10 protein-coding genes are annotated in these 19,038 nt (G+C 55.7%); 3 read left to right on the top strand and 7 right to left on the bottom strand.

Annotated elements, in window-relative coordinates; all coding sequences use genetic code 11:
• Nucleotides 1-26: 26 nt before the first annotated feature.
• The 6 genes from MKX51_RS11095 to MKX51_RS11070 form a co-directional block, all read right to left on the bottom strand.
• Nucleotides 27-1,946 carry a carbohydrate-binding protein gene (locus MKX51_RS11095; RefSeq protein ID WP_340992386.1) on the bottom strand — a complete coding sequence of 640 codons (1,920 nt, stop codon included), beginning with the start codon at nt 1,944-1,946 and terminating at the stop codon, nt 27-29.
• A 203-nt stretch (nt 1,947-2,149) separates the two neighbouring features.
• Nucleotides 2,150-3,211, bottom strand: coding sequence for an ABC transporter substrate-binding protein (locus tag MKX51_RS11090; RefSeq protein ID WP_340992385.1), 1,062 nt, complete (start codon nt 3,209-3,211; stop codon nt 2,150-2,152).
• A gap of 188 nt (nt 3,212-3,399) precedes the next feature.
• Nucleotides 3,400-4,368, bottom strand: coding sequence for a galactofuranose ABC transporter, permease protein YjfF (gene yjfF / locus MKX51_RS11085; RefSeq protein ID WP_340941678.1), 969 nt, complete (start codon nt 4,366-4,368; stop codon nt 3,400-3,402).
• Nucleotides 4,358-5,398 carry an ABC transporter permease gene (locus MKX51_RS11080; RefSeq protein WP_340992384.1) on the bottom strand — a complete coding sequence of 347 codons (1,041 nt, stop codon included), beginning with the start codon at nt 5,396-5,398 and terminating at the stop codon, nt 4,358-4,360. Before MKX51_RS11080 ends, yjfF begins: the two co-directional genes overlap by 11 nt.
• A gap of 7 nt (nt 5,399-5,405) precedes the next feature.
• A complete protein-coding gene (locus tag MKX51_RS11075; protein WP_340992383.1) occupies nt 5,406-6,929 on the bottom strand; it encodes a sugar ABC transporter ATP-binding protein in 1,524 nt (507 codons plus the stop codon).
• 222 nt (nt 6,930-7,151) lie between these two features.
• A complete protein-coding gene (locus tag MKX51_RS11070) occupies nt 7,152-8,192 on the bottom strand; it encodes an ABC transporter substrate-binding protein (protein WP_036729933.1) in 1,041 nt (346 codons plus the stop codon).
• A 269-nt stretch (nt 8,193-8,461) separates the two neighbouring features.
• Between MKX51_RS11070 and MKX51_RS11065 the strand changes: the two genes are divergently transcribed.
• From MKX51_RS11065 to MKX51_RS11055, 3 genes are read left to right on the top strand one after another with little or no spacing between them, the layout of a single operon-like run.
• On the top strand, nt 8,462-10,264 hold the full coding sequence (locus MKX51_RS11065; RefSeq protein ID WP_340992382.1) for a cache domain-containing sensor histidine kinase: 1,803 nt from the start codon (nt 8,462-8,464) through the stop codon (nt 10,262-10,264).
• Nucleotides 10,265-10,266: 2 nt separating this feature from the next.
• Nucleotides 10,267-11,865 (top strand): response regulator transcription factor, encoded by a 1,599-nt coding sequence (locus MKX51_RS11060; RefSeq protein ID WP_340992381.1) that lies wholly within the window; start codon nt 10,267-10,269, stop codon nt 11,863-11,865.
• The gene (locus MKX51_RS11055; protein ID WP_340992380.1) at nt 11,862-12,824 is read left to right on the top strand and encodes a sugar ABC transporter substrate-binding protein; all 963 of its coding nucleotides are present in this window, start codon (nt 11,862-11,864) and stop codon (nt 12,822-12,824) included. The genes MKX51_RS11060 and MKX51_RS11055 overlap by 4 nt, the downstream gene beginning before the upstream one ends.
• Nucleotides 12,825-13,185: 361 nt before the next feature.
• On the opposite strand, the gene MKX51_RS11050 is transcribed toward MKX51_RS11055, so the two are convergent.
• Entirely contained in the window at nt 13,186-18,966 is a 5,781-nt protein-coding gene (locus MKX51_RS11050) for an S-layer homology domain-containing protein (protein WP_340992379.1), read from the bottom strand.
• Between the last annotated feature and the right edge of the window lie 72 nt (nt 18,967-19,038).

The raw sequence follows: 19,038 nt of genomic DNA, 5'->3' as shown, positions 1-19,038 counted from the left end.
GCCCCTCCTCCCATCTGATTGCCTCATCACTGGCTCCATTCAATATAATCCACATAGGCATCCCAGCTTCCATTATCTGTGGTAACCACCAGCTTGACCTCCTGATTGCCGGTGGCGTGGGCCACGTTGGTCAATGTCTGTACCGAGGGCGTTGTGCCGCTGAAATTGAAGGAGCCAACGTTCACACCGCCGATCAGCAGATCCACCCGCGCCGTAGAGGAATTGTTAGAAGCCCCCCGGACCGAGAAGTTATGCGTACCGTAGGCATAATATTGATTGAATGCAGCAGCGTCATCATTCCCGTACAGCGCCACTCCGCTGAAAGGGGAAGTGATCTTGCCGGCATAGGTCCCGCTGAGCGTCATGTCCTCCGCTTCCACCTTGCTTACCGGAGGAGGTGTCGTGCCGCCATCACCGCCCGTAGAGAACTGCCAGTAATCGAAGTTGAACAGATTGCCGGAGCCTGATCCGGTGAAGACCAGATAGAGTCTGTGCACCCCTGCCGCATTACTGACCGTAGTCTGTACCTCCTGCCAGGACTGCGCTCCTCCTGTATTAGGAACATTCAGTGTGCCGACCAGCGGGCCGGTTGCGCTGTCGAGCCGGATTTCGATTTTACCGCCGCCTGTAGCCGATGCCACATTCGCCTTGAAGCTGGAAGCGCCGGAGCCGAAATCGGCATTGCCCACGGCAACCCAGTCTCCATTGTTAATATTGGTCACATTCATATTGCTGACAGGACCGCCCGCAGCCTGCGTACGTTCCGTTGTAATGCCAGCGTTCCAGCCAATCGTCTCGGCTTCGACTCTGTTATACGGATTCAGATTGGCAATCTGGGCGATGCCCGCCATATTGCCTTGAACCTCCTGAATGGTCCCATTGGAATTATGGAACAGCTTGTTGATATGCGGTGAGCGGTAGCCCTTGCCGTCGCCAAGTACTGCCTTCGCTACAGTCTGGGCATGGTACACCACATACCACTCGTTATTGAAGTTGAACACGGCATGATGGTTATTGCCGCCCACTCCGAAGAACGTATACGGATTCTTCAGGAAATGCCCGGTATAGGTGAAGGGTCCCATCGGACTGTTGCTGACCATGTACCCGATTTCACCTGCCGGATAGGCAGCCGGATGCGTGCCGGAGAAGTTGAAGCAATACGAGTAATAATATTTGCCGCCATACTTGTGGATGCCCGAATCCTCAAACATATAGGGAGCATCAATCGTGGAGGCGCTTCCAATAATGCTGGTCATATCCGCACCAAGTCTCAGCACGCGGGCTGTCTTGGGACTCGCAATAGATGCCGGGTCCGAATTGTTGGGGATGCCCCCGCCTGCATACAGATAGCCGCTGCCGTCGTCATCGACCAGTACCGCCGGGTCAAACAGCCAGGTCACCCCGGACATTCCCGGTGTACTGCCTGTCACCAGCGCTTTACCGAGCGGATCGGACCATGGGCCAATCGGAGAGTTGGCTGTCAGTACCCCGATGCCTGACGCCCCGTTGGCGAAGTACAGGAAGAATTTATCCTGGCCGTTGATTTTTTTGACGGCTGCTGAAGGTGCCCAGGAGAGCGAGGCCCATTTGGCAATGCCCGCAGAACCGTTAACATTATTGGCTCCGGCAACCGGGATGGCACCATGGTCTGTCCAGTTCACCATATCTGCCGAAGAGATGACATTAATTTTGTTCAGTGCGCTGAAATCGTTGTCCTTCACGGTTCCGTTGCTGTTATAGACATAGGCATCACTCGACATATAGATATAGACTCTTCCGTTATACGTCAATGCGAAGGGATCGGCACCCAGCTTGTGGTCCATCAGCGGATTGGAATTTCCCGGCTGTTTGGCTGTGGCGTTCCCTGCCGCTTGAGCAGACAGCATAGGCATACAGCCCAGCAGCAGAACAAAGGTCATCACAAGCACCGAGAGCTTTTTGAACATCGGCATTCTCCTCCATTTCGAATTTGTGTAAACCCTTTCAATCGGATGCGCTACTTATGCCGGAAGCTCACAATCCTCCCCTCCTATAGAATTACTTGAATGAATCTACTAATATTTGTTATTCGAGATCATCTTAATATACTTCTGCCCAATGAACAATGTAGATTTTTGTTTGAAAAGTTGAAATTTTTTGGTTTTTTGTCTTAATATTTGCGGTTGTTAATCTCTATTGCAGCCAGCTCCTGAGTGTATATATCCTCCGGGGTCACCATCCGCTTCGGCAGAGTCCGGCCGGCGATAATCTCCTTCACGGCCTGCATCAGCAGCGGCCCGAGCAGCGGATTACATTCGACCACCGCGTTGATGCTGCCCGCCACCATCTGCTCGAATGCCCGCCGCGTTCCGTCCACCGACACAATAATAATATCCTCTCCCGGCACAAGTCCGGCCTCCTTAATAGCCTCCACTGCACCGATTGCCATATCGTCATTGTGGGAATAGAGCACCTGGGGCCACTGCTCCTTAGGCTGCTGCAGGAAGGTCTTCATCACCTCATGACCGCCGCTGCGTGTAAAATCCGCCGGGGCGCTCAGGGTAATCCGCAGGTTCGGCTGATCCGCGATCAGCTTGCGGAACCCGCGCCCGCGGTCGATGGACGGCGTTGAGCCTACGGTTCCCTGCAATTCGGCAATGCGGATCTCTTCGCTATGATGGCGCATCTTGTCCCTCACATACTTGGCCGCCTTCACCCCTTCTTCGTAGAAGTCAGAGCCGATGAATGTGACATAGAGCGAGCTGTCCGGTACATTCACTGAACGGTCCAGGATAATCACCGGAATTCCGGCCTGCTTAATCTCCAGCAGAATCGGCTCCCAGCCGGTCTGCACCACAGGCGCAATGGCGATCACATCGGCCCCGCTGCGGATAAAAGAGCGGATGGCCTCGAACTGCTGCTCCTGATCCTGCTCGGCGTTCTTCAGCAGCAGCGTAATTCCCGCCTCCCCGGCGGCTTCGCGGATCGAGGCGGTGTTCGCTTCCCTCCAGGTACTCTCCGACCCTAGCTGGGAGAAGCCCAGCACGATAGGCTTGTTGTCAGCGGCGATCTCCGCTGCCGATGGCAGCAGGCCTGTAAGGGCCGCAGGAGAAGGCTCCTGCATTGGCAGTGCCTGTTGCCCGCCGTTATTCCCGCCACCCGTGCAGCCGCCCGTCAGCATCAGTGTTAGGATGAACAACAGCAGCAGCAGGCACTCTTTTACCGTTTGCAAGCAGATCCCCCCTTCCGTATGATAGCGATTACAATAATATAGCAAGTGGAAACGGCATTGCCATCCTTTTAAAGGATGGTACCGTTTCGGCGAGAAATAGAAGGATAATGTATAGCGTGAAACCTATACATTATTATATTTCAAAAAAATGGAGAGACAAGTATGATTTGTCTCCCCGATCTCCGTACTTATTCTTTTAAAGTCAGCCGCCTGGAGCTTAGCACCCGCTGCAGCAGGATGAAGATGAACAGCAGCAGGCCGATGACGATCTTCGTCCACCAGGAGCTGAGTGTGCCCTCGAAGCTGATAATCGTCTGAATGACGCCTTGAATCAGTACACCGAAGAAGGTGCCCAGCACATATCCGACCCCTCCGGTCAGCAGTGTGCCGCCAATGACGACCGCCGCGATCGTGTCCAGCTCGAAGCCGACGGCATGCAGCCCATACCCCGACAGCATGTAAAAGGTGAACACCACGCCTGCCAGCGCCGAGCATAGCCCGCTAAGCGTATAGACCAGTACCTTGGTTCTCGCCACAGGCAGCCCCATCAGCAGCGCCGATTGCTCACTGCCTCCAAGGGCATACACATTGCGACCGAACCGGGTATAGTGGGCCGTGAAGATTGCGGCGGCAACGACAAGTATGGCGATAACCGCGCTGATGGAGAGGAAGCTGCCTCCCGGCAGCGGAATTCGCGTCTGGGCCATGGCGGTGTAGAAGGTGTTATCGATGGTGATGGTATCGATGCTGATGACATAGCATAAGCCCCGGGCCAGGAACATTCCGGCCAGTGTGACGATGAACGGCTGGATGGAGAAATAATGGATAATCGCTCCCATAGCCGTGCCGAATACGGCACCCATCAGGAGCACAATCGGGATCACCACGGCGGGCGGCCAGCCCTGCTGCTGCACAAGGCTCGCCGAGACCATTGTGGATAACGCAATCACCGAGCCGACCGACAGATCGATGCCGCCGGACAGGATGACGAAGGACATGCCCACAGCCGTTATTAGCAGAAAAGCATTGTCCACCAGCAGATTCATCAGCACCTGGAGAGAGAAGAAGCCTGTGTACCGGAAGGAACCGGCGGTGAACATGACGATGAACAGCAGAATGGTGACAACGATCGGAATATACTTGCGGTTAAGAGGCATGGCGGCTCATCTCCTTCTCAGCGGGGTAATGCCGCGACTTCCAGCGGGCGGCAACCGCAGCGCGGAAAGTGTCCGACTGGATCAGGCAGACGGCCAGGACGACACAGGCCTTAACAACCAGCGTAATCTCCGGCGGCACGCCGATCATGTAAATGGTGGTGGTCAGCGTCTGGATGATCAGCGCTCCGATCACGGTGCCGGTAAGATAGAAGCGGCCGCCGTTCAGCGACGTCCCGCCGATGACCACGGCGAGAATAGCGTCCAGCTCATACCAGAGACCGGCATTATTGCCGTCAGCGCTGGAGACATTCGAGCTGAGCAGCAGGCCGGCGATGCCGGCGCATAAGCCGCAGAACACATAGACAGATAAGATGACTAAGTGGGCACGGATGCCGGACATCCTGCTGGCGGCCGGATTACAGCCCACCGATTCGATGAACAGGCCGAGGGCCGTCCGCCGGGTAAGCAGCAGAGCGATCACCAGAACCAGCGCTACGACAAAAATGGAGAAAGGCAGCGCCGCCAGTGAACCGGACCCGATGAACGCATACTTGGTGCTGGTTACCGTAATAATCTGTCCGCCGGTAATGAGCTGGGCGATGCCTCTTCCCGCAACCATCAGAATCAGTGTGGCAATAATCGGCTGAATCCCGGCCCCTGAGACCAGCAGTCCGTTCCAGGCCCCCAGCATCAGGGACAAGCCTGCGGCGAGCAGCACCGAGGTCAGGATCAGCCCCAGACTGTTCTGATCCGCTGCTCTGCTGATGCTCAGACAGGCGATGGCGCCTGAGATGGCTACTATGGAACCGACCGACAGGTCGATCCCCTTGGTAGCCACTACCAGCGTCATCCCGATAGCTACCAGAATCAGCGGGGCACCGAAGTTCAGAATATCGATCAAGCTGCCGTATAAATGCCCGTCATGGACGGTGATCGAGAAGAAATCCGGCGAATAACACAGATTGAACAGCAGCAGTGCAGCCAGAACGCACAGCGGCCAGAATAAATGATGCTTCATTATTGAGCTCATGATCGGTTCAGCCTCCCGCAATCGCCTGCATAATCTGCTGCTGGCTCATGTCCTTCTCTGAAATTTCCTTCACCTTGCGGCGGTCGCGCAGAATGGCGATCCGGTCGCTGACCCGCAGCACCTCCTCCAGCTCCGAGGAGATGAACAGGAACGACATCCCCTGCCGGGAGAGCGTCAGCACCAGCTTCTGAATCTCTGCCTTGGCTCCGATATCGATGCCCCGCGTCGGCTCATCGAGGATGAACAGCTCCGGCTCCGTCAGCAGCCAGCGGGCCAGCAGCACCTTCTGCTGATTGCCGCCGCTGAGGTTCTTGATCAGCTGGTCCGGGCTGGGAGGGTTGATATTCAGCATGCGGATGTATTCTCCGGCCAGCTCCTCCTGCCGCTTGCGCGGGATCGTCTTGAACATCCCGTCCTTGGCCTGGAGCGCCAGAATAATGTTCTCTCTTACTGTCAGATCGCCGATGATTCCCTCGGTCTTGCGGTTCTCCGAGCAGAAGGCGATCCGCCGTCCTATGGCTTCCCGGGGGGAGTGCACCCCGCCGCCAGTTGACGGCAGGATCACTTGCCCGAAGTCCGGCTTGTCGGCACCGAACAACAGCCGTGCCGCCTCCGTCCGCCCGGAACCCAGCAGCCCGGCCAGTCCGACGACCTCTCCCTTACGGATATTCAGGTCGAACGGCTCGATTCCGCCCCGGCGGCCCAGCCCTTCCGCCCTCAGCAGCTCATCGCCCAGGCTGTTCTTGTCCTGTGCTGCAAGCTCAGGCAGCTCATCCAACAGATGAAGCTCCTTGCCGATCATTTTGAGTACGAGATCCAGGCGGCTTAGCTCGTTCGCCATGTATTCTCCGACCAGCTCACCGCCGCGCAGAATGGTGACCCGGTCGGAGATTTCATACATCTGGTCCAGAAAATGCGTCACAAACAGGATCGACAGCCCCTCCTGCTGAAGCTTCCTCATAATGCGGAACAGCTGATCCACTTCATTCTGATCCAGGCTTGAGGTCGGCTCATCCAGAATCAGCACCTTCGCTGAGATATTCAGCGCTCTGGCAATGGCAACCAATTGCTGAACTGCAACAGAGTAGCTCTGTAGAGGCAGGGTGACGTCGATGTGCAGATTCATCCGTTCCCGGAGCAGCTCTTCTGCCCGCAGATTCATCTGCTTCCACTGGATGCAGCCGAACCGCCGCGGCTCCCGGCCGATGAAGATGTTCTCGGCCACGGTCAGGTTGGGGCACAGATTCACCTCCTGGTACACGGTGCTGATGCCCGCAGACTGTGATTCCTGCGGGCTGCGCATGAAGATGGCGGTACCCTCCATCTCCACAAGGCCCTCGTCAATCGAATAGACGCCGGTCAACACCTTGATCAAGGTGGACTTGCCGGCGCCATTCTCGCCCATCAAGGCATGAACCTCGCCGGGGAACAGGCGCAGACTCACATCTGTCAGGGCTTTCACCCCCGGAAACCGTTTATGTATCCGGGTCATTTGCAGTATGGGCTGCTGTATGCTCAAGGCTATATCCACTCCTTATTCTCCACGCACTTAAGTTTGAACTTGAAGCTTGGTCGTCACTGCGGTGAACATTTGGACTTACGGCCGCTGTTGTCACCAGATTTCTTGATTTAATCCGCTCTTCGCGGTTGAAATCCGGTGACAAAGGCGGTCGCTGCCGCTCCTACAGTTCCAAATTTCCCCTCCGCTTCTTTTTGCTTTTCGTTAATTTCTTAAGTTCTTCTTATACAATATTTAATACTGGCGGCTAGGCAAAGCTTCCTTGGCCTGCTCGGAAGTGAAGGTTGTCTCCTCGGTCACGATCCGGGCCTCTACCGGCTTGCCGTCGACCACATCCTTCACTACCTGCATCAGCTGAGGTCCAAGCAGCGGGTTGCACTCGACGATGAAGTTGATTTTACCTTCACTGGCGGCCTGCATGCCGTCCTTCACGGCATCGACAGAGATAATCTTGATATCCTGGCCCGGCTTCAGACCTGCTGCTTCAATCGCCTGAATCGCCCCCAGCGCCATATCGTCGTTATGGGCATACAGCACATCGATATCCTTATTGGCCTTCAGGAAGGCCTGCATGACTTCCTTGCCCTTGGCGCGGGTGAAGTCGCCGGTCTGTGAAGCAATGACCTTGAGGTGCGGGTTATCCTTAATGGTCTCGGCGAAGCCTGCCATCCGGTCATTGGCCGGAGCAGAGCCTGTAGTTCCCTGCAGCTCCACAATGTTAACGTCCTCTGAAGCGTCCTTATACTGCTCGGTCAGCCACTTCCCTGCCTTGCGGCCTTCTTCCACGAAATCGGAGCCCAGGAAGGTAACATACAGCGAGGTATCCTTGGAATCTACCGCACGGTCGGTCAGAACCACAGGAATGCCCGCCGCTTTCGCTTCCTTCAGCACAGTATCCCAGCCGGATTCTACTACCGGAGAGAAGGAGATGACATCGACCTTTTGCTGGATAAAAGAACGCAGTGCCTTAATCTGATTCTCCTGCTTCTGCTGGGCATCCGAGAATTTCAGTGTGTAGCCCGCTTCCTTGGCTGAATCCTGAATGGACTTCGTATTCGCGCTGCGCCAGCCGCTCTCCGCCCCAACCTGTGAGAAGCCGAGCGTGATGTCCTTGGCCTCTTTGGTGGCATTTGCCGCCGGCGCCTTCGTTGCTGCACTGTCTGTCTTGCCCGCATCCGCCGCCGTGTTCCCGCCGTTATTGCTGCTGCATGCCCCTAACAGGGTCATAGACAGGGTCAGGGCCAGCACAGCCCCCACTTTTCCAAGCTTTTTCATATCTCGTTATTCCTCCCCCTTGACGTTCACCTTGTTCCGGTGTTGTGCCCATTATAGAACGCTTACAGAAGGGCATTATACGGGCAGCCTTTGGCGTTTGCTTTCTAATTTTGGGTTTATTGCCCCCGGGCGGGTGTTTTGGTGTACTTTTTTATTCAAAAGGTGGATATTTTGTTTGCGCTTTCTTTTTTGTTTCGGTATTCCAATATTTGTTATAAAATAGAGCTAGGAACGGCATCTACTCTACTTGTGAAAGGGAATTCCCGATAATGCGGATTACACGCTGGATCTCCTCCAGTCTTAGAGCCAAACTGCTGGCTTTGTTCATAGTGCTGTCCACCATACCGCTGATTGCCGTCGGCCTCATTTCCTACCAGAAATCCTACCAATCCATCTCCAGTCACAGCAAGGCTTCAAGCATGCTTCAGGCCGATATGCTGGGAACGAATATGGACAACCTGTTCAAGGATACCGAGCGTCTGCTGGAGCTTAGCAATAATCCTCAGGTCATCCACTTTCTGTTCTCACAGTCGGAGACCTATCAGGAGGCCAAGGATATTCTGCAGACCTTCACCCTCTACCGGGACACCTACAAGTATGAGAATGTGCTCAACATCAGCCTGATTAATCTGTACGGCAAAGGCATCAGCGAGCGCCGGGGAATCTTCCAGTCGGCCAGCAACCCGCTGCGTAATCCGCATTTTCAGGCGTTATCCCAGCAGCCGGAGCTTATTCTTCGGGTGCCCCCGCCGCTGATTACCGGCTATGACCGGGTGGACGGATTCACCTACGGGGACGAGGGCGTGATCTCGATTATGACGGCGGTCAAGCAGCGGATTACGCATGAGGTCATCGGTTATATCATTGTGGATCTGAGCGATTCCTTCATTAAAGAGTTCTGCGACAAGGTGACGATCGGCACTACCGGATTCTTCTACCTGCTGGACGAGCAGAACCGTCCCCTCTATGTCCCTCCTGTGCGGGCGGGAGAGCTGGCCGTCATTCAGGACAACCTGATTCCTGCGGGGGAACGGGGCCGAAGCGGCAGCTTCGTGCTTCAGACGGGCGGCCCGCCCCGGTTCATCGTCCATACCTCGTCGCTGGCGACAGGCTGGACGATTATCGGCATAGCCCCGCTGCAGGAGATTGTGGCCGAGGCGAACCGGATTAGGCAGTTGATTATTGTCAGCGTGGGCTTAAGCATTATTTTTGCGATCACGCTTCATTATCTGCTGACCCGGCGGCTAACCCGGCCCATCCAGCTGCTCCAGCACAAGATGCGTCTGACCGCAAGTGGCTATCTGGAAGCCAAAGTCAAGCCGGATGGCACCGATGAGATCGCCGATCTCGGACAGAGCTTCAACATCATGGTCGGGCAGATCAAAGAGCTGCTGGCCCAGAGCATCCGTAAGCAGCAGCAGCTGCAAAAGGCAGAGCTGCGGACGCTTCAGGCGCAGATTAACCCTCATTTTCTATATAACACTCTCGATTCTATTGTCTGGATGGCGGAAGCGGGGAATCACGATGGCGTGATCCGGCTGGTGAAGGCGTTATCCGCGTTCTTCCGGCTTAGCCTCAACAACGGGCGCGACTGGATACAGATCCGCTCCGAGCTGGCCCATGTGCAGAGCTATCTGATCATCCAGCAGATGCGCTACCACGACATCCTGGAGTTCAAGCTGGAAGTGGCGGAGGAGCTGCAGGAGTATCCGATTCTGAATATGACCCTGCAGCCGCTGGTCGAGAACGCCCTGTATCACGGAATCAAGAATAAGCGGGGCATGGGACTGATCCGCATCGGCGCGTACACCGACGGAGGCACCATTATGCTTACGGTCTCGGACAATGGCATCGGCATCCCCGCCGGGCGGCTGGAGGCGCTAAGGGAATCGGTTGAGCATCCCATTCAGTCGGAGGAACCTGAGGACACCGGCCAGGGCGGCTTCGGCCTGCAGAATGTGCATCAGCGGCTGCGGCTGTATTTTGGGCCCGAATATGGTATCCGTCTGGACAGCTCGGAAGGCTATGGCACACAGATTACAGTTCGCATACCCAAGAACAGGGGGGTCTAGTGATGAAGAAGATTATGCTGGTGGATGACGAGATCCTGATCCGCGAGAATATCCGGGAATGCATCGATTGGGAGAAGGAGGGCTTCCTCTATTGCGGTGACGCTCCCGATGGTGAGCTGGCGCTGCCTATTATTGAAGCGCAGCTGCCCGACATTCTGATTACCGATATCAAAATGCCGTTCATGAACGGCCTGGAGCTTACCTCTGTCGTCCGCCAGAAATTCCCGCAGATCAAAATCATCATTCTCAGCGGCCATGATGACTTCCAGTATGCCCAGCAGGCGCTGCGCCTGGGGGTTGAGGATTACTGCCTGAAGCCGTTCAGCGCAGCCGACCTGCTGCAGCTTCTGCGCAGCGTCAGCGCACGGATTGATGAGGAATTACGGATCAGGCACAAATATGCCTACACCCCCGAGAACCTGTTCGCCGATCTGTGCGGAGGCCTGATCAGCACCGCTGCCGCCTACGAAGCAGCGGCCCAGCTTGAGCTGCAGTTAACAGCTCCTTACTACGCCGCCGCTATATTTACTCTGCATCCGCAGAATATGGAGGAGGCCCCTGAGCTTCCCCCCGCTTCACCGGATGCAGAGGCGCTGTTAGCGGGCCTGCTCAAGGAGGCGGCCGACAGCTTCATCTACAAGCGCAGCCGCATGGAGATGGTCCTGATCTATAAAGGCAGTGATCCGCTCCGGATGACCTGCGCTCTGGATGACCTGTGCACGGCTGCGAAGCAGCGGCTGAGGGAAGGCTGCGGGCTGGAGCTGTCCGTCAGCCGGGGCAAGGTCTGCGAACGTCTTCAGGGCATTCATCTCTCCTATCTGGAGGCTGAGAATGACCGGATGTTCAAGCAGATGTCCAGAATGCATTCCGCCGCCATGCTTGAGGCGTATTATGACCCTAGCGCCCATGGGGTTCTGCTCGACAGAAGCCGGCTGGTCCAGTTCCTGAAGTCAGGCGACCACAGGCAGATGTCCGGCTTCCTGCTGGAGCTGTCCAAGGAGCTTGAGCAGATGAACTGGAACTCAGGATATGCCTGTTACCTGATGAACGATATCACCCTGGAGCTGGTGCAGACGGCGAAGAACGGGTTCCGCGCAGCGGCGGGCCACGCCGGCATCCTCCAGGAATTGCAGACACAGCTGAAGCAAATCTCCAGCAGTGATGACGGCCTTCAGTATCTCAAGCAGCTGTACGAGCGGCTGTGGGAATGGCGGTCCGAAGGCGCAGACAAGCACCGTGAGCTGATCGACCGGGTGAAGCAGTATATCCGGGAGCAATACGACAAGGAGCAGCTCTCCCTGAATGACATCTCCAAGGTGGTCAGGGTCAGTCCCAGCCATCTGAGCAAGACCTTCAGTCAGGCGACCGGACAGACCATCACGGAATTCCTGACAGCTACACGTATGGACCGGGCCAAGGAGCTGCTGAAATCCACGGGGCACAAAACCTTTGAAATCGCCTATCTGGTCGGCTACAACGATCAGCATTATTTCTCCAATCTGTTTAAAAAAGTAACGGGGATGACGCCCATGGAATTCCGCAAGCAGGGAAAACCCGAGGAGCAACTGCAGACGATCCGCAGAGGGGCGGGAAATGCGTGAGCGTAAATAGGCTGCGGGGCTGGTCCGTGGTTCTCCTGCTGCTGACGGCAGGCTGCCTGCTTGGCGGCTGCCTTAAGGCTGCCGGAGCAGCGGATACTCATCAGATGGGCGTTGGAGATTCCCCGGCAAGCACGAGCGAAGAACCTCGGCTGACCTTCGGCATCATCTACCCTATGGTGAATGCCACCTATGAGATGATCACCGGCAAAGCGGAAGCGGTAGCCCGGAAGCATAATGTGGAGCTGCTGGTGCAAGCTCCCGATGAAGCCAATCTGGAGCAGCAGATCCGCATCATGGAGATGATGATTAAACGGGGGGTAGACGGCATTGCGATTGCTCCGGTGGATTCGCAGGCGCTCACCGCCATGATTAACAAAGCGGCCGCCCAAGGGATTCCCGTGGTCTGCTTCGAATCGGATTCGCCTGCCAGCCGGAGAGCAGCCTATATCGGGGCAGATAACCGCGCAACCGGCGCAGTGATGGGACAGACGGTGGAGCGCCTGCTAAGCGGCAAAGGAATGATTCTGGTCGAGTCCGGGATGTCCCGGATGCAGAGCACCCGGGAACGTCTGCTGGGATTTGAAGCTTACCTGACTCAGCATACAGACATCGATGTACTGGAGATCCGTCACAACGACGGCAGTGAGGAGCGGGCTGCCGGGCAGCTGGAGCAGATGATCTCGGATCATCCCCATTTCAGCGCGCTGGTCAATCTGGATTTCGTCTCCAGCACCAGCTCTGTGCTGGTCTGGAAGGCCAAGGGGCTGAAGCGTTATAACCTCGCCCTAGGCCTGACCCCTGCCTTGCAGCAGGCGCTGGATAACGGCCAGATTACCCGGGTGATCTCACAGAACGAGCAGAACTGGGGTGAGGATATCATCAACACGCTGCTTCTACTGGCCAAGAGCGTAGACACAGCCAAATGGATCAACACGGATATTGCGGTTATTGGGGAGTAGCTTCCACGCACACCTTCAAGCCGCAAACACTTGGAAAAACATATCTTAATTCGCTGATATCCTAGGGATTTTTTTTCAACTGCTGCTCCAGTAGTGTCCATTCGCTCATCAGCAAGTGTACTTTATCCAACAATTCCGGTCCTGGTAGCTTCTTGTTTCCGGGATCACCCGGGATTATTAGTATGCTGGTTTGTTCGGTGGTAGGTACGGCGAGGGATTGCGCTTGGTACGCGGGAGTTTATATTACTCAAAAATCCCCTCCGGCCAGCGAAATCCGGCCCATCTTCCGATGGGTGGACGCTCGCGGCCGTGAGGGTTATTTGATGTGATTCTATGGTTTTACCTGCGGGGTGTTACTTCATTACTTCTTCAGCATACGGAAAATCATGACGGCGGCTTCCGCCCGGGTGGTGGCTGCGGCGGGATGAATGGATATGCCGTCTCCCCGCACGATGCCGTCTCTGACCAGAGCGGCTACACTATCTACGGCATACTTCGCTATTTTACTGCTGTCCGTATAGCCGTTTAAGTCTCCCGCACTGCCGCTAACCGTCAATTTGTTCACCGCCATAAGTGCTCTGGCAGCGATGACCATCATATCCTGTCTGGTGATTTCTCCCTTCGGATTGAACCTGCTTCCGTCTACTCCCTGGATGATTCCCAGCTTCTTCGCAATGCTCAATGCTTCATAATAGTAGGCACCCTGACTGACATCCGCGAAGCTGGAATCTGCCTCTGCTTCAAGTCCCAGTGCCCGCACCAGCATCAGCACAAAATCCGCTCTCGTGATGTTCTTCTCCGGGTTAAACGTGGTACTGGAGATTCCTGTGATTATACCCATCCCGTATAGCGTGTCAATCGCCTCAGAAGCCCATCTATACTTGGCCTGCACATCCTGGAATGGGCTGGCAGGCACCGGTGAAGGTGCCGAAGTTACAGCTGGTGACGGCGATGGCGACACTACTGCTCCAGGCACAGGGGTAGGCGTTGGTGCAGATGACGGGATAGAACCTGGCGCAGATGTCGGCGCTGGTGTCGATATTGGCGTCGGTGTCGGTGTTGGTGTTGGTGTTGGTGTTGGTGTTGGTGTTGGTGTTGGTCGTGTTGTTGGTGTTGGCGTCGGCTCAGACGGACCGCTGCTGTCTTTTAGCGTAGTTACAGATAGGGCGGGACCATTCGTGCTCCAGTTCCCTGCCTCATCCCCGGCCTGCACCGAGAAATGATACTCTTTTTCCGCAGCAAGTCCGGCTACCTCATACTGCAGCACCGTACCAGGTAACGCCGCTATCTCCTCCGATTCCTTATAGATTCTGTAGCTTGTCACTCCCGTCTCATCCTCAGCCCGCGTCCAGGTTAATGTCAGGCCGGATGCCGTGATCCGTGAAGCTTCAAGCTTGCTGCCCTCCGTCCAGACCGGAGGTGTGGTGTCGGTAGCAGGCAGCGTGGTTGCTGACACCGAAGGCCCACCCTCGCTCCAATTGCCGCCCATATCGCCTGCCTCCACTTTGAACGTATACTGCTTACCCGGCTGTAATCCCGTTACCTGATAACTATATACAGCACCGGTTACGGTCTCCGTGTACACAGCATCTGTAACCGTAATCGGCTGGTCTCCGGTTCCGTTCGTAATCCGGTAACCGTAGATGCCGCTGTCATCTGTGGCCGAAGCCGACCAGGTCAGCGTCAGCCCGCTACTTGTGATGCCGGAAGCGGCAAGTGTACTGCCTTCCGCCCAGACCGGCGGTGTGATGTCTTCACCCGGCAGAGTGGTCACCATGGCGCTCGGTCCGTCCTTACTCCAATTCCCCGCAGCATCTCTTGCCTCCACCTTGAAGGTATACTGCGTGTTCGGCAACAGCCCGGATACCTCATAACGGTATACGGCTCCGGCTCCGGTCTCCACCGGCTCAATGCCGGTTACAAGCAGCGGCTCGGCATCGATCCCGTTGTAGATGCGGTAGCCGGTAACACCCAGATTATCCATTGCCGCCGGCCACGATAAGGTAACCCCGTTGCGCGTAACACCGGTAGCTTCAAGCTTGCTTCCCTCAGGCCAGATTTGTCCCGTCTCGCCCAGGGTCTTCACCAGTGTGACCCCAGAGAAGGTGACTTTGAAGTCCGTTACAGCGCTCGTATTGGTTCCGTACAACTGCACCTTGGCATCCTTGAAGAAGTCCGGGGTATACGTTGACGGATTGCCCATCGCCGTCCAGGAAGAACCGCTGTTCGTGGAGAAATACCCTTGAACCACATTGCCCTCTTTTGCAATCCGCAAATAATAGTTCGTGCCGCTCAGATTCGTCTGATTCGTATTGTTCGTGAAGGGCTGATTGCCTATTAACCCCGAATTATTCACTTTGATATTGGCGCTTACCTTCCTGGCATTGATCCGGTAAAATTCACCGTTTGTAGTCCGGCTGATGCCAAGTCCTGCTTGGGAATTCTCACCCACCGACGAATCATTAAGCGGTTTGTCTACCGTAAGCTTCGCTGTAAGTGTCCAGTTACCTTCAGCCGAACCCGGCATCTGCAGCATATTATGGCTGCCCGGATATTCCGTGTCGCCCTTCAAGGTCTGAATGGCCGCGCCCTCCGCGCTATAGCCAAGGGCAGTCTGCGGATCAGCCGGATTGATGACTTCCCAGCCCGCCGGAAGGCCATTTGAGAAATCAACCACCTCGTTGGTACTGAAGAATATTTTATAAGTCTTGATCTGTTCTCCTTTGACGAACCGGACTACTGCCGTGCCTTGCGCACTGTCCGCCTGGGAGATGCTTACGATTTCAGACGGGTCATTGGTTGATGCTGTTACCTTCGGCACGGTGTTCCCGGTAACCGTGTACTTGTATTCATACTTCGCGGCATCGAAGTTAGACGGCTGAACGCCATCCACGAAAATATTGCGCGAAGTCACAGCCTCCGGCGTCAGTGATAGCTGATCGGCGTAGAGGATGTTGGCATCCTTTGCATACACCGCCAGCACCACCTTGGCCGTACCTGCCGGCTCATCATAGGTAAACGGAGCATTAGGCGTCTCATGCCAGTCCGCCACCTTCACATCCACAGGCTGGAAGGAGCTTAAGCTGAGCGGCCCGCCCTCAAGAATGCGTCCGATGAATTTGCCGCCCGCCCAGTATGCAGGATCACCGGCTTCACGGGCTGCGTACGGTTCAGGCATATCGCGGCCATTGATCGGAGTCATGCCGAGCTGGTTCCCGTTCCCGTCGTAATACACCAGCGCCGCTTCGACATCACCCGGATGCTCCGCAGCCACATCATAGCTCTCCGGACGGCTCATCATCGAGAGGAAGTAGCCCTTGAAGTTATAGCTCTCTCCCTTGTTCAGCTTACCGGTAACATCCTGCCACATTCCGTCATACTGCTGCGCAGCGTCGATGCGGCCAGCAAGCTTGCCGGAACCGGCAACCTTCGAGGTGGAGCTGTTCTTCAGGTAACGTGACAGACCCGAATAGCTCTGTATGGTATCCGCCGTTAACACAGGTCCTGCGGCAGCAGGCTCAAAGGTTCCCTTGTTGTAACGTCCTGCAGACCAGTTGTCTGTATTGGAAGCGGTCGCCGTATCAAAATCCCCGTTGAGCAGCAGATTGCCTGGTATGAATACTGTAGAGTTATTAGCCGCAGTACTCCAGTCGGCATCGCCTGCTCCGAACAGGAAGCGGTCAACGGTGAGGGTACCCGCAGTCCCGTTAGGTTCGGCCACAATATACAGATCCTTATGGCCGTAAGCACTAAGATCGCCTGTATCGACCATGTCCTGGAATTTACCGTATACCTCATTGGCTGGTACCGGAATTTCTGCTACGCGCGTGCCTTGGGACAGGATATCGGCGCTATTGCCGACAGCGGTTCCCACCGGAAGCACATAGGCGGCGAGCTTACCTCCTTGAGCCGACTTACTCTGGGCGGTCAGGTACAGCAAGTGTCTGCGTACAACGCCGCCGTTCGCGGAGCCATCTGCAAAGTTCAGGTTTCTATAGGCGAGATAACCGCCTGCACCCAGTGTCACTGCCTCATTCGCACGGCCCGCATTACCTGCACTATCGCCGGGCACGCTGTTGTCATTCCCCTCTGCTTCCAGCGTTGAAAAAATATCGCGCTCGCCGTCAAGTCCCTGGTACGTGGCGAATTTGCCTTGGGACGGAACCACCGTTACGATGCTGGCCGACGGAATGTCAACAACGAACTTGCCGCCCGTTACCGGAATCGTGGCCAGCTTCTTCTGATTCTCGCTGCCTGAAGTCCGGAACACGGTTACGCTTGTCGTGCCCGCCGGGAAGTCCTTCAGATTGAATTCAAGCGGCTGAACGCTGTCATCATTCTTGGCATTCGATACTGTCATCGAGAAATCATTGGTATCCGGGCTCTTGAAGGCGACCACGTTGATATCGGCCGCAGGTACCCGTGTCACATCAAACCGTACATCTCCGGGATTCATGAACCGGGAGAAATGCCCATAGCCGTAGAAGCGCTTGAACAAGCGGTATTCCCCCGTCAGCGTGCTGATCCGTCCCGGCTCCTGCTGGGAGTTGGTCGTCACGAAGCGGATCAGGTCGGAGCCGTCCGCACCGTTGCTGTCCCACATGCTCCACCAGACGAAGCCGTTAAATCCGGGGTTGCTGCTGAACATATTGGTCAGCAGATTGGACCAGCGTACAGCGTCATTGATATTCTGGTTGCCGTAACGCTGGGTGTAGGCACCGGCCGATCCGTCACCGGTATCCTGATTCATGAACTCGGCCTGCCAGAGCTTGTATTTGGTCAGGTACTCGGGATACTTACTTCCATCCTTGGAGTAATCCAGCGGACTCTGGGAGAAGTCACCGGTATGGTAGAGCTTGTTCTCATCCGTGCCGATCCCGACCGTTCCATACAGATGGGTGGTAAATACGTCGAGATAAGGGTTTTTGTCCAGTGCATTGTCAGGGTCGGTCTGACTGAACACTTCGCCGCCTCTGCTTAAGGAAGCGTTCAGATTGGTGCCGTCCACGGCAGCAAGCTGGGGAATGAAGTCAATGAGCTGGCCGTCCGGATTCTTGATATCGTAGAGGTCGCCGCCCGGCTGCATGGACTTCTTCAAGGCAGGACCGATATAACCGTTAATCAGCTCGGTAACGTACGCGGCTGACCCGCCCGCGAGATCAACCTCATTAAAGGGATTGATATGGGTAATCGGAATTCCGTATTGCTCCCACATTCCGCGGATATAATTCACGAGATAATCGGCATAGGCCTGATAATAGATTTTCACCGCTTTTCCATTAATCATGGCTGTATCGCTGCGGACAATCTTATTCGGGGAGCCTGTCGAAGACTGGCTCATCCAGTAAGGCACAGTCCATGTACAGGCGTAGAACTGCTTGACGCCGTATTGCATCGCCTGGCGCATTGTCCAGACCTGATCCACATCGAACAGCTCTTTGCGGGTACGCGGTGAGTTCTTAATTACCACAGGATGATCCCCAGGCGCGCTCAGGAGATTGGTCGGGCCTCCATCGTCATTCGCGGCCGGCTGATCCCAGGAAGGATAATCCCATACGAAATCCTGCACAGGCACCAGCGTCCCTGGAGCGTGTTCCGGTTCAACAGGCCAGATACTGTCTGTATTACCATCGTAATAGCGGTTCTCCGCTTCTATTTTGTATCCATATTGCCCGCCCGTTCCACGCAGGGGAATAGCATTGCCTTCAATATCGAAGCCGGGATTATTCACATCGGCCAGAAGACTGGTGAGCGGGTTGAAGCCCGGGCTGGCCGCCGTAGCCCCGGAAGTCGTCAGGCCGCCGTTGTCGCCGATGATCACCCGGACAATATCGTGGCCTGTTCCTGCCTGTTCACTGAAGGTCAGATCCAGCAGATGCCTGACAGTGTCTTGATGTCCGGCCGACGCCAGCTGCAGCATATGGATGGAATCCGTGTAAGCATAAGCGGCGCCAACACCATCCATCGTCTGGTAAGTCTTGTACCAGTCCGCGGTTACCTGTGCCGGGGCAATTGCGGCCTGAACGGCAGCAGCCGGAGCAGCTTGAAGCGGGTTAGAGAATGGCATAGGGGTAATGACGGACAGCAGCAGCACGCCAGCCATTGAAACCGAGAGTGCCTTTCTCCTGATCTTTTTACTCATCCTAGAGATTCCTCCTCTTGTATGCGCTTACATGTTTTTACCTGGTAATATCTTAACAACTGAACTTGGACA

It is taken from the genome of Paenibacillus sp. FSL M7-0420 (assembly GCF_038002345.1).
Classification (GTDB): Bacteria; Bacillota; Bacilli; order Paenibacillales; family Paenibacillaceae; genus Paenibacillus_AQ.
Note: the sequence above shows the minus strand (reverse complement) of the source record. Positions and strands in the feature narration are given on the sequence as shown.